The 13,020-nt window shown below is 70.9% G+C and carries 8 protein-coding genes; 2 read left to right on the forward strand and 6 right to left on the reverse strand.

The window, feature by feature from the left end; translation table 11 throughout:
* Window positions 1–11: 11 nt before the first annotated feature.
* From WME79_RS22440 to WME79_RS22460, 5 genes are all read right to left on the reverse strand, one after another.
* Entirely contained in the window at window positions 12–950 is a 939-nt protein-coding gene (locus WME79_RS22440; RefSeq protein ID WP_437538779.1) for an AEC family transporter, read from the reverse strand.
* Window positions 951–997: 47 nt separating this feature from the next.
* Window positions 998–1,399: a YybH family protein gene (locus WME79_RS22445; RefSeq protein WP_437538781.1), complete on the reverse strand. Its 402-nt coding sequence runs from the start codon at window positions 1,397–1,399 to the stop codon at window positions 998–1,000.
* Between the two features lie 39 nt (window positions 1,400–1,438).
* Window positions 1,439–1,636, reverse strand: coding sequence for a hypothetical protein (locus WME79_RS22450; protein WP_437538783.1), 198 nt, complete (start codon window positions 1,634–1,636; stop codon window positions 1,439–1,441).
* A gap of 113 nt (window positions 1,637–1,749) precedes the next feature.
* The gene (gene tkt, locus WME79_RS22455; RefSeq protein ID WP_437538785.1) at window positions 1,750–3,738 is read right to left on the reverse strand and encodes a transketolase; all 1,989 of its coding nucleotides are present in this window, start codon (window positions 3,736–3,738) and stop codon (window positions 1,750–1,752) included.
* Between the two features lie 356 nt (window positions 3,739–4,094).
* Entirely contained in the window at window positions 4,095–4,250 is a 156-nt protein-coding gene (locus WME79_RS22460) for a hypothetical protein (RefSeq protein WP_437538786.1), read from the reverse strand.
* Between the two features lie 337 nt (window positions 4,251–4,587).
* Between WME79_RS22460 and WME79_RS22465 the strand changes: the two genes are divergently transcribed.
* Window positions 4,588–5,574, forward strand: a complete 987-nt coding sequence (locus tag WME79_RS22465; protein ID WP_437538788.1) for a response regulator — start codon at window positions 4,588–4,590, stop codon at window positions 5,572–5,574.
* Window positions 5,575–5,638: 64 nt separating this feature from the next.
* Entirely contained in the window at window positions 5,639–11,647 is a 6,009-nt protein-coding gene (locus WME79_RS22470; RefSeq protein ID WP_437538790.1) for an AAA family ATPase, read from the forward strand.
* A 64-nt stretch (window positions 11,648–11,711) separates the two neighbouring features.
* Here the strand turns inward: WME79_RS22470 and WME79_RS22475 are convergent, their stop codons facing one another.
* A complete protein-coding gene (locus tag WME79_RS22475; RefSeq protein WP_437538792.1) occupies window positions 11,712–12,833 on the reverse strand; it encodes an acyl-CoA dehydrogenase family protein in 1,122 nt (373 codons plus the stop codon).
* Window positions 12,834–13,020 lie beyond the last annotated feature (187 nt).

Raw genomic sequence — 13,020 nt, forward strand, 5'->3', positions numbered from 1 at the left:
CGTCACGGGAGTCACGGGAGGAGCCGACGCAGCAGCTCGATCACGAGCGGCAGGCTCGCCAGCGCCCCGAGCGTCGTCACGACCGCCGTTGCCGCCGCGAACTGACCGTCGCAGCCGTACCGCGCGGCGATGATCACGGACACCATGGACGTCGGCATGGCGGACTGAAGCACCGCCACCTCGGAGGAGGGCCGCTTCAGGCCGAGCGCAACCGCGGCGCCGAGCGCGATCGCGGGCGACAGGAGCAGCTTCACGGCGGCGACCGCCGCGAGCGGGCGCACGCGGCCGCGTAGCGAAGCAAGGTCGAGGCTGAGGCCCAGCGCGAGGAACACGAGCGTCGGGGTCGCGCTCCCGAGCGCGTCGAGCGCGTGCTCCAACCAACCCGGCAGCGGGATCGGCAGCGCGTGGAGCGCGAGCCCGACGGCGATCGACAGCACGTTGGGGTGCAGGAGCACCGCGAGCAGGCCCCGCCCGTCCACGCCGCCGCCCCCGCCCATGCGCGCGGCGAGCGCGACGCCGAAGGTCCACAGGAAGAGCGTCGTGACGATGCTGTCGACGAGGATCGCCGTCCCCGCCGCGCCGCCCGCGTCACCGTAGAGGGCCAGCACGACGGGCACGCCGAGGAAGCCGGTGTTGGAGAAGCTGCCGACGAGGCCGGCGGCGCCCTGCGCGGCGCGCGGGAGCCCGAGCGCCCGCGCCACCGCGACCCCCGCGAGGGCACACGCGAAGAGCGCGACCGTCGACGCGGCGACAGCGCCCCACGCGCCGTGGCCGATGCCCGAGCGGCGGAGCACGGTGACGATCAGCGCGGGCGTGGTGACGTCGATGACCAGCCGGTGCAGCACGGCGGCGTCCGCCTGGCCGGCCCGGCCCAGCGACCGCAGCAGCACGCCCACGCCGAGCACCGCGAAGAGGGCCAACAGCTGCGAGATCAGGTCGCCCGACGGCACGGGCCGCTTTTAGCTCGGCGGGGTGCGGCGTCCAGCGCTCTCGTCGCTCACCCGGTCTTCTTCGTGAACGACCAATGCGTCTGGATGATGCGCCAGCCGGCGGGATCCTTGCGGTAAACCTCGGTGCAGTTCCAGCGCAGGCCGTCCTCGTTGCCGCCGTAGGAGACGAAGTTGAACGTGAGCACGGCGAGGTCCCCCACCCGCTGCACCTTCGGGTTCAAGATCTCCTGCCGCTCGATGCGGATCTTGCCCCGGACGCCTTCGTAGTAGCGCGTGAGCTGATCGAGGCCGTCGATGCGCCGCTCGATCATCGGGTCGAAGTACACGACGTCCGGGGCCGAGATCTCGAGGAACCCCGAGGGATCCCCCTCGCCCCAGCGCTCGAGGGCGCCTCGCTCGAGCGCGAGGAGGTGTGCGGTCACGTCATCGTCGAGGGACGGTTCGCTCATGGGATCTCCCTGCTGGAGGACGGCTCGCTGGCGTGCGCGTCACTCCGCGCGTCGCCCCCGCGTCCCGATGGGTGGCCGGGGCGCCGCGCCGCCGCCGGCCGCGGCAGGGCAGCTCTCCGCGGTCTCGCCGGTGCAGCACTCGGCCTGGTTGGCGCCGAACATCGGGCAGCGGCTGTTCACGCACGCGGCGTGGCCATGAATGTAGGCGAGCGGCGAAGTGCAGAGCGGGCAGCGCACCGCGGCAAACTATAGCGCCGGCCAGCAGCGGAACGGGAGATGGAAACCGCGCCAGGAACACCGAGGAATGTTGCTTCTCGGCGTTCCTGGCGCTCTCTCGCTACTTTAGCTGGTCAGGGCACGAGGTCCTGCACCGCCTGCACCACCGCCTGGGCATTCATGCCCAGCCGATCCATCACGATGTCGCCAGGGGCGCTCGTGCCGAAGCGGTCGATCCCGAGGGCGATCCCCTTGAAGCCGACCCACCGGTGCCAGCCGAAGGTCACGCCCGCCTCGATCGACACGCGCCGCGTGCACGCGGCGGGCAGCACGGCCTCGCGGTAGGCGTGATCCTGACGCGCGAACCGCTCCACGCAGGGCATCGAGACGACGCGGACGCCGGGCCCGATCCGCTTCGCGGCCTCGACAGCGTGCTGCACCTCGCTGCCCGTCGCGATCAGGATGGTATCGAGCGCCGCCGTCTCCTTGACCAGGACGTAGGCGCCGCGCCGGACGCCCTCGCGCTTCGCGGCGGCGTCGCCCGGGAGCAGCGGGACGGCCTGGCGCGTGAGCGCGAGGACCGTCGGGCCGTCGTTGTGCTCCAGCGCGGAGAGCCAGGCGCCGGCCGTCTCCTCGGCGTCCGCCGGCCGGATGACGTCCAGATCGACGATGGCGCGCAGCCCGGAGACGGTCTCCACGGGCTGGTGCGTCGGCCCGTCCTCGCCCACGCCCACCGAGTCGTGCGTGAAGATGTAGATGACCGGCAGGTGCGACAGCGCGGCCAGGCGGATGCTCGGCCGCAGGTAGTCCGCGAACACGAGGAACGTCGCGCCGCTCGGGCGCAAGCCGCCGTGGTACGCGATGCCGTTCATGATCGCCCCCATGCCGTGCTCGCGGATGCCTGCGCGGATGTTCCGGCCGCCGAGGTGCTCCGGATCGAAGTCGGTGCTCGAGGCGATGTAGTTGAACGTCGAGCCGTAGAGATCGGCGCTCGACCCGATGAGCGCGGGCACCGCCTCGGCGACCGCCTGCAGCACGGTCTCGCCGGCCTTGCGCGTGGCGACCTTGGTGCCGGCGGCGAAGGCGGGGACGCGCGCGTCGAGGTCCGCCGGGAGCTTCTTCGCGAGGCCGTCGTCGAGCTGGCGGGCGAGCTCGGGGTTCTTCGCGCGCCAGGCCTGGAAGGTCGCCTCCCACGCCCCGCGCACCTTGGCGAGCTCTTCCTTGCGCGTCGCGAAGAACTGCTTCACCTCCTCGCTGACGTAGAAGTGCTCCGCGGGCAGCCCCAGGTTCTTGCGGGCCTGATCCACGAACTTGGCGCCGCCCTCGCCGTGCGCCTTCTGCGTGCCGGCGACCTCCGGGATCCCCTTGCCGATGAGGGTGTGCGCGACCACGAACTTCGGCTTTCCGCTCTTCGACGCCCGCGCCTGGCCGAGCACCCGTTGGACGGCCTCCAGATCGTTGCCCTGCTCGATGTGGAGCACCTCGAAGCCGTAGGCCTCGAAGCGCTTGGCCGTGTCCTCGCTCTGGGTCTTGATGGCCATCGCGTCGAGCGTGACGTCGTTGGCGTCGTAGATGAGGATCAGGTTGTCGAGCTTGAAGTGCCCTGCGAAGGAGGCCGCCTCTGCGGCCACGCCCTCCTGGAGGCAGCCGTCGCCGGCGAGGCAGTAGACCTTGAGATCGAAGATCGTGTGCTCCGGCGTGTTGTACCGCGCGGCCAGCATCTTGGCGGCCACCGCGTGCCCGACCGCGTTGCCCACGCCCTGGCCGAGCGGGCCCGTCGTCGCCTCGACGCCCTCGGTGTAATGGTACTCCGGGTGGCCGGGCGTCTTCGACTCCCACTGCCGGAAGCGGCGGACGTCGTCGAGGGACACCGGATAGCCCGAGAGGTGCAGCCAGGCGTAGAGGAACATGCTGCCGTGGCCAGCGGACAGGACGAAGCGATCGCGGTTCAACCAGTGCGGTTCGCTCGGATCGTGGCGGAGGATGTCGCCATAGAGCGCGGCGCCGATCTCGGCGGCCCCTAGCGGTAGGCCGAGGTGACCGGATGAGCAGGCGTGGACGGCATCCATGGCGAGGCCGCGGGCGATCGAGGCCGCGGCGGCGAGCTTGGCGAAATCAGGCATGGCGCGCACTCTAACCTACTTCGTCGCGAAGCGCGCCCCTTCGCGAGGCCCCTCACCCGCCGCCGGCGCCAGGACCGCGCCTAGCGCGCCTCGGCGCTCGCTTGACTGTCCAGGCTTTCGTCGGATGCGCCGGGGCCGCGGGGCGAAGATCGGGCCGGACCGGCCATTGGTTGCGCCATGGCGGACGCCCGCCGCGCGGTCCGCTGCGCTCACGGAGCCCCGGCAGCTGCTCGCGCGGCCCCCGCCGGAGGACGGGCGCCGAGCCGACACGCCGCCGCGCGCCGCCGCCCTGAGGTGCGGGCAGACGCGATGGAGCCGCGGCGGCCTTCACCCCCACCCACGCGCTCGCGTTCGTTTCAGGGGGCGAAGACCGCGACGAAGCCGTCCTGGCCCCCGGCGATGAGCGGGCCGGCGCCGAAGTCGGCTGAACCCGTGAAGTCGCCGGCGAGCGCGATACCGTCGTCGCGATAGGTCGTCAGGCCTCGTATCGTGGCGGGAGAGCCGAAGAACAAGCGGGGGCCTCCTTCGCGAAGGAAAGCGAGTGAGGCGAGCCAACATGGGAGCTCGTATCAAGACGGGAAGCTCCCACCTCCTGCGTAGGTCGATGATGGGGATGACCTGTGTGGCTCAGCCCACCCTCTCTTCTACCTCGTACGACCTTCCGCTCTGCCGCCGACAAAGACGTGTCAAGGCTGGCCAGCCCGTGGTACGGAAAGAACGAGAGAAGGGAGGGTTCCTGTGACGGGGCCACCAGCTCACAGCGTATGTGTCTGCTCGTTCGCCATCCGCCGGGGCATGCCGACCGGGCGCACGAGGCTGGATCGAGCGTACTGAGACCGGCAGAGATCCATGACAGAGCAAGAAATTCCGCTCTCTGGGCTCGTCCTCATCGTGGACGATAACGCGGACAACCTGGCCGTGCTGTCGAGCGCGCTCATTTCTGATGGCCTGGAGGTCGCTGTCGCGCGCGACGGTGAGGAGGCGATCGAGCTGGCCAGCCGGGCCCAGCCGGACCTCATCTTGCTCGACGCTCTGATGCCCGGCCTCAGCGGGTTCGAGACGTGCCGGCGGATCAAGGCCGATCCGGCGACGCAGAGCATCCCCGTCATCTTCATGACGGCGCTCGCTGAAGCGAGGTTCAGGATCCAGGGCTTCCGCGTGGGCGCCGTCGACTATGTGACAAAGCCGTTCGAGAAGACCGAGCTCCTGGCGCGGGTGCACACCCAGCTCTCGCTCCGGCGCGCAACGCGGGATCTCGAAGAGCGGAATACGAGGCTCTCGGAGGAGATCCAGGAGCGCGTCAAGGCGGAGGAGGCGCTGGCGCAGGCCGTGCAGATGCTGCGCGACACGAACGAGCGGCTCTCGCAGCAGCTGATGCAGAGCGAGCGCGCCGAGGCGGCCAGGGCGGCGCTGCAAGAGCAGATCATCGCGGCCCAGCGGGAGCGGCTCCTCGAGCTCTCCGCTCCGCTCATTCCGATGATCGATGGCGTCCTCGTGATGCCCCTCATCGGCACGGTGGACGTCGAGCGTGCCGGGCAAGCGGTCGAGACAGCGCTGCGCGGAGCGAGCGAGCGCAGGGCGGACTATCTCATCATTGACATCACCGGCGTAAAAGAAGTAGATGAGACGGTTGCACGCATGCTCGTGCAAGCGGCGATGGGGCTCTCGCTGCTCGGCACGCGAACGGTCGTCACGGGCATCCGCGCAGAGGTCGCGCAAACGCTCGTGGCGCTCAACCTGCACCTCGATCAGCTCGTGACGAAGGCCACCTTGCAGTCGGGCGTGGAGCACGCGCTGCGGACACGCGGCCGCCGCCAGCACAAGCCCGAGCGCTGAAGTACCGGAGAATTCCGTTGTTCGCCCGGCGTCTCCGCCGGACCCGAAGAGGAGCTGAACCGGGATGGATCTGAGAGACTACGTTGTGGGGGAGGTGATGCACGAAGGGGCCGAGACCCGCGTGCGCCGCGCGGTCCATCGTCCCTCCGGCGACAGAGTGGTGCTCAAGCTCCCCGTGGCGGCCGCGCCAAGCTCGCGCGTGATGGGGCGCATCCTGCATGAGCATCAGATCCTGACACAGCTTGGAGAGGTGTCAGGGGTAGCGCGGGCGCGGGAGCTCCTGCGGCAGGGCGGCACGGTCGCGCTGGTGATCGAGGACCCCGGCTTCCGGTCGCTGGATCTGGAGCTCGCCGATCGCGGGCGCCTGCCGGTGGAAGCGGGGCTGAGGCTTGGAGCGCTCCTCGCTCGAGCCCTCGAGGCCGTGCACGCGGCCGGCATAACGCACAAGGATATCAAACCACAGAACGTGCTGGTCGACGCGGCGTACGCGCAGGTCAAGCTGCTCGACTTTGGCATCGCGTCGTCGCTGCCGCTGGAGGCGACGGCGGCGAGCGTCCCCGAAGGGCTCGAGGGGACACTGGCGTACATGTCGCCCGAGCAGACGGGCCGCACAGCGCGAGCGCTCGATCCCCGCACCGACCTGTACTCGCTCGGAGCGACGCTCTTCGAGGCGCTCTCAGGGCGGCTACCGTTCACCGAGCGCGACCCGCTCTCGCTGGTGCACGCGCACCTGGCCAAGGAGCCGCCGTCCCTCGACGAGGTCGTCCCCGACGTGCCTCCGGGCCTCGCAGCGATCGTGTCCAGGCTCCTCGCGAAGAACCCTGACCGGCGGTATCAGACGGCCAAGGGGGCAGCGGAAGACCTGGAGCGAGCGCTGCGCATGTGGCGCGAGCGCGGCGCGGTGGAGCGCTTCACCCTCGGGGACAAGGATTTCTCGCAGAAGCTGCGGCTACCCGACGTCCTCGTCGGGCGAGAGCACGAGCGCGATCTCCTGGGCGCAGCCTTCGCGCGCGCCGCCGAGGGCGCGGCGGAGCTCGTGCTCATCGGCGGCCCGTCCGGCATCGGCAAGACGGCGCTCGTGCGCACCGTCTACCGGGACATCGCGCGTGCGGGGCGCGGGCTCCTGATCTCGGGCAAGCACGACCAGCTCGCGCGGTCGACGCCCTACGCGGCCATGGCGCAAGCGTTCGGGGCGCTGATGCAGCAGTGGCTGGCGAGCCCGAAGCCGACGCTCACGGCGTGGCAGGAGCGAATCAGGGCCGACGTGGGGGACAACGCCCGGCTCATCGCCGACGTGGTGCCGGAGCTCGACCTGATCATGGGCAAGCTCGCGCCGGTGCCGCCGGTGCACGGCGAGCAGGTGCTCGCCCGCCAGCGGCTGACCTGGCTGAACTTCGTGCGGGCGGTCACGACGCCGAACGCGCCGCTCGTGATGTTCCTCGACGACATGCAGTGGGCGGACAGCGCCACGCTGGAGATCCTGAGGACGCTGCTGACCGACGCAGAGCGGAGAGAGCTCCTCTTGCTCGCGGCGTACCGCGACAACGAGGCGCCCCCCGAGCACCCGCTGTGGAGGCTCGTGGCGTCGGTCGAGGAGAGCGGGGCGAGGGTGTCGAGGATGTCAGTGCACCCCCTGTCGGCGGAGCACGTGCAGGCATGGGCAGCGCAGGCCCTGAACAGCGAGGCGGCGCGGGTGGAGCCGCTCTCGCGTATCCTGTGGCAAAAGACGCGAGGAAACCCGTTCTTCATGGAGCAACTGCTGCTGTCCCTGCACCGGCAGAACAAGGTGGCGCGGGACCCGGAGAGCGGCGCGTGGCGCTGGGGCCAGAAGGAGATCGAGCAGGCGCAGGTGACCGACAACGTCGTCGCCCTCCTGACGGACAAGCTGCTCGAGATGCCTGAAGCGACACAGCAGCTCCTGGGGCTCGCGGCGTGCGCGGGGCACGCTTTCCACCTCCACGATCTGGAGCGGCTCAGCGGATGGGAGCGCGCCCGGGTGACCGGTGCGCTGTGGCCCGCCCTCCGGGAGGAGCTGGTGGTGCCGGCCGATGGAGCCTACCGGACCGCGCAGGCGCTGGGAGAGGCCGGAACCGGAACTGGAGAAGACGCGCTCGACGCTGAATACCGCTTCTTGCACGACCGCGTGCAGCAGGCGAGCTACGAGCGGGCCCCGCCGGCGCAGCGCGTCCTGGCGCACCTGGAGATCGGCCGGCGGCTGTGGGCGCGGCATCGGACGCAGGGGGGCACACCGCAAGAGCTCCTGGAGCTGGTGCGGCACCTCAACCTGGGCTCAGCGCGGATGGACTCCGCAGGCGAGCGCGAGGCGCTGGCGCGGCTGAACCTCGAGGCCGCGCGCGCCGCGAAGGCGGCGAGCTCGTACCGGCTTCTCCTGAGCCTCGCCGAGACCGCGCAGGACTTGCTGGGCGATGACGCCTGGCGCAAGAACGCGCCGCTGTGCGCGGAGCTCGCGCTCGAGCGAATCGAGGCGGCCTTTCTGCTGCGGGAGTTCGACGACGTCGAGGCGCGGTGCGCGCGGCTGCTCGCCATGCCGCTGCCGGCGCTCACCAGGCTCTCGGCGCAGGAGATCCGCGTCCGCTGCGCCCAGGCGGCGGGCCAGTTCGCGCGAGGGGTCGAGCTCGGGCTCGCCGCGCTCACGGAGCAGGACATCGCATTTCCGGGCACGGACGACGCGCGCGGCGCCGCGCTCCTCGAGGAGTCCGCCGAGCTGGATCGATGGTTCGAGCGCGACCCGGACGCGTTCGAACGGATGCCCCTCGATCCCTCCCCGGAGCAGGTGCTCATCGATGCGCTGACGATGCACCTCATGGTGTGTGCGGCGATCGGCGGTCAGCCGATACTGTCCGGGCTCGTGATCGTTCGCGCCGTGCTGAGGGTGCGAGAGCGGCGGGCGCTCACGCCGGTCTCTCCCTTCATCATCGTTTGCTTCGCGAACGTCTGGTCGCTCACCACAGGGATGTATCGTCGCGCTGCGTGCTGGGTCGGCCCTGGAGTGCGCGCAGCCGAGCGTGTCGCGTCGCCCTTTCTGGCAGAGTGTCTGTCCTTCCAGGGGCAGTACACGGCCTACTCCCGCCCCGCGGATGAAATGGCGCCCATCTTCGAGCGAACCTGCGCGACCGGCCTGAAGGTCGGCTCGTTCCAGGGGATGAGCTGGGGGCTGGAAGGCGACCTGTTCTATTACCGAGTGTGGCGTGGCCAGCCGCTCGGGCACCTCGAGGCGCACCGGGCGGCGCGCTGGGGGTTGATGCAGCGCGGGGGGACCGCGCTCGGGACGCACTATTTCGAGGCTATCGCGTCGTGGTGCGACCTCTTGACGACCGCCGACGGCGCAGGGAGGCTCCTGTCGGGCGAGCCGCTCTCACGAGGATCGCGCTCCTTCCTGGCGGACGGAGACGGGATGGCAGCCGAGCTGGCTCGCATCCTCGAGGCGCACCTGTTCATCATCGCCGGCGCGTACCCGATGGCCCTCTCACGGGCACGGGAGGCCGAGCAGTTCCGCGTGTCCATCTTCGGCTTTCCCCCGGTCACGGACATACCGCTCTGGCTCGCGCTCGCGGCCGCGAGGTGCTGGCCAGAGGCCGCGGACGCGGCGGAGCGGGCCGGGCTCCGCGAGGACATCGAGCAAGGCCTCGCGCGGCTGAGGTACTTCGCCGAGGGGAGCGCGGACAATTTCCTCCACAAGCTGCGCCTCCTCGAGGCCGAGCACGCCCGGGTGCAGGGCAAGACCGACGAAGCCATGGCCAGGTACGACGAGGCCATCGAGCTCTCGCGCGAGCAGCGATTCTTTCACATCGAGGCCCTGGCTGCGCAGCTCTGCGCCGAGTTTCACCTCGAGGCGGGCAGGAGCCGTATCGCCGCGCTGTACCTGCGCGAGGCCAGGGACGCCTACGTTCGCTGGGAAGCGCACGCCGTTGTGGCCCACCTGGAGGCGAGATGGCCTGCCCTGCTCCGTGCGCCTGCCCAGCCCGCGACGGCGGAGCGCCGCCGCACGACGGGCGTCGCCACGCTGACCACCACGGGAGTCACGGGCGGCGCGCAGCTCGATGTGAACACCGCGGTGCGCGCGGCGCGGGCGCTGTCGAGCGAGCTTGACCCGGAGCGGGTCGTCGGGCGTCTGATGGAGCTCGTGCTGGAGAGCGCCGGGGCGCAGCGCGGCGTCCTGCTGCTGGGCGAAGGCGAAGAGCTCTCGGTCGTGGCGCGGCTCTCGGTGGAGGGAGGCCACATCGAGACGGGCCTGTCCGAGCCGCTCTCGCAGAGCAGCGAGGTGGCGAGGACGGTGGCGCACTACGTGGCGCGCACGAACGAGCCGGTCGTGGTGGACGACGCCAGGTCAGACGCGCGCTTCGCGGCCGATCCGCACCTGGCCTCGCGCTCCGTGCTCTCGGTCCTTTCGCTTCCCTTGTCGCATCGAGGGCGCCTCGTGGGCGTGCTCTACCTCGAGCATCGCGAGGTGCCTGCGGCGTTCCCCGAGCGGCGGGTGGAGCTCCTGTCGGTGCTCGCCGCGCAGGCCGCCATCGCCGTGGAGAACGCCCTCCTGTACCGGGACCTGGAGGCCAAGATCAAGGAGCGCACCGTCGAGCTCCGCATCGCCAAGGAGGCCGCGGAGCGCGCCAGCCAGGCCAAGAGCGACTTTCTCTCCAGCATGAGCCACGAGCTGCGGACGCCGCTCAACGGGATCATGGGGTATGCCCAGATCCTGGAGCGAACGCCCGACGTCCCGCCGGCGTGGCGGGACGGCCTGCGGGTCATCCAGAAGTCGAGCGAGCACCTGCTCTCGCTCATCAATGACCTGCTGCACCTGGCCAAGATCGAGGCGGGCAAGATGGACTCCGTCCTGACGGAGTTCCGGTTGCCTGCGCTCGTGCGGACGGTGGTCGACCTGTGCCGGGTGCGCGCCGAAGCGAAGGGGATCACGTTCTCCCACGAGCTGCGCGGTCGTGCGCTTCAGGCCGTCTGTGCCGACGAGAAGCGGCTGATGCAGGTACTCTTGAACCTCCTCGGCAATGCCATCAAGTTCACCGAGCGAGGAAGCGTGTCCCTCCATGTCGAGGTGCTGGAGGAGACCGTCCCTGCAGGGCGGATGGTGCGGTTCCGGGTCGAGGATACGGGTCCTGGGATCGCCCCGGAGCACCTGTCGCGCATCTTCGAGCCCTTCGAGCAGGTGGGCGAGCAGAGCGCGAAGAGCGAGGGCACAGGGCTTGGCCTCGCCATCACGAAGAAGCTTGTGCAACAGATGCGTGGTGCGATCGAGGTGCAAAGCGAGGTCGGCGAGGGCAGCGTCTTTACCGTGACGCTTCCGCTCGTCGAGGTGCAACTCGCGACGAGCCCAGGAGAAGCCAGAGGGTGGGACACGATCGTCGGCTATCCGGGGGAGCGCCGCACGATACTCATCGTGGACGACAATTCCGACAATCGCGCGGTGGTACGCGAGCTCCTTGGCCCACTCGGCTTCGATCTGTGCGAGGCGGACGGCGGTGAGGCGGCGCTGCGCATGGCGGCGCTGCGCGCGCCGGCGCTCATCCTGCTGGACGTGTACATGAAGGACATGGGCGGCTACGAGACCGCGCGTCGCCTCAGGCGCATGCCCGAGCTCCGGCAAGTCGTCATCCTGGCCTCGTCGGCGAGCGTATCCGAGGCCGAGCGGCAGCAGTGCGCCAGCGCCGGCTGCGATGACTTCTTGCCCAAGCCGATCGTGGCGAGCGCGCTCCTGGACAAGATATCGCGGTTGCTGGGCATCGAGTGGCTTCGCCGCGAGGAAGCCCCCGCTCGGGATGCGCCGGCGAAGGAGCCCGCCGGCGGCGGACACCTCGCGCCGCCTCCGGCCGAAGAGCTGGCGATCCTGTCGGCGCTCGCGAAGAAGGGGCTCGTCCACAAGATCCTGGAGGAGGCGGAGCGGATAGCGCAGCACGATCCGCGGCTCAGACCCTGGATCGAGCAGCTCACGACGCTGGCACGCAGCTACCAGACCCGGAAGCTGCGGGACTTTGTCGGCGCGTACGGCCCGGGCGGCGCGGGCGGCGCCGACGGCCGCGCGGATCCGCAGGAATCGACGTAGCGAGTGGCCCTCGTCGGGGGGACGATGCCAAGGATAGCGGGAGAGAGCCGCCGGGTCGCGGCCGTTACCCCGACCTGGGGCGAGTCGCCCGTTCGAGCAGCCGCTCCACCGTCGCTGTCTGCAGGTCGCGCGTCTGGGCCGTGAGCGAATAGAGCATCGCCTCGCGGAAGAGGCGCTGCGCGGCGTGGTCGAGGAGGTTGGCGCTGCCTCCGGTCGCAGCGACCGCGGCGTGCGCGGCCCTGACGCCCAGATCGATGCACCAGGCGCGAACGCGGACCGCATGCTCTGCATAGCCCTCTGCCTCCGGCCGGTCCGCCCACGCATCGACCTCGGCGCGGGCGGCCTCCCGCTCGTCCTCGAACGCTCGCGCGGCGCCCGCCAGGCGCGCGCTGCCGCGGCGCTCTGCCAGGTCCGCGAGCAGGGCCGCGGCGGCGCCGGCCGCGCCAAGGGAGAGCGCCGACGGCGTGAGCAATCCCGCCACGTCGCGGGCGGCCTGCTGCTCGCGCGTCAGGGTGGCGATCACTTGCTCGGGGCCGACGCGCAGATCGCGCAGCGTCAGCGACACCGTGGCCGAGGCGTTCATCGCGCTCAGGCGGAGCGGCGGCGATGCCTCGATGGAATCCCCCGCATCCAGCGATGTCAGGACGTACATCAAGCGGCCATCGGGGAGCGCGCCCGCGATGACCGCATCGTCGGCGAGCCCATGGCCGGTCAACCAGGGCACGGTGCCGTCGAAGCGGAACCGGTCGCCGTCGGGCTCCACCCTGACCATCGGCGGGCCCGGGCGGCGGACGTGCGAGAAGCCCACGGTGCAAAAGCGCTCTCCAGAGGCGAAGCGAGGCAGGGCGCGCTCCTTGAGCGCCTCGTTGTCGCCGCGCGCGATGAGCGGGCACGCGGCGGCGTGCTGCATGTGGACGAACGCTGTCACACCGCAGGCGCCGGCGAGGATCTCCAGGACCTCGCGCGCGACCTGCGACGGGGCGCCGTGGCCGCCGTGGCACGCAGGCGTCGCGATCCCGAGGAGACCTGCGTCCGCGAGGGCGCGGATGTGCTCTCGGGGAACCGCCGCAGCCTGATCCGTGGCGTTCGACGAGGGGGCGAGCACGAGCGTCGCGAGCCGGCGGGCGCGCTCGATCAGCACGGCGGAGTCGGCCGTGGCAGGCGGCGTGGGCGATGCGGGGGACATGCGAAGGGAGTGTAGGCCGCGGCGGCGACGCGACCCAGTGCCCCGACCCAGCGCAGCGCCAACGGCAGGCGGCGGAGGGGCTCCGCCCGGCCGCGGTGGCGCTACCGGCCCGCTGCCGGTCGACTGACCGCGCTCGAGGAGACGCCGCCCGGCGCGCTCGTCCGAGGCGCGCTGTCCCTCGGCCCGC

Origin of the sequence: Sorangium sp. So ce726 (assembly GCF_051521405.1) — a bacterium.
In the GTDB taxonomy this organism is placed as follows: Bacteria; Myxococcota_A; Polyangia; order Polyangiales; family Polyangiaceae; genus Sorangium.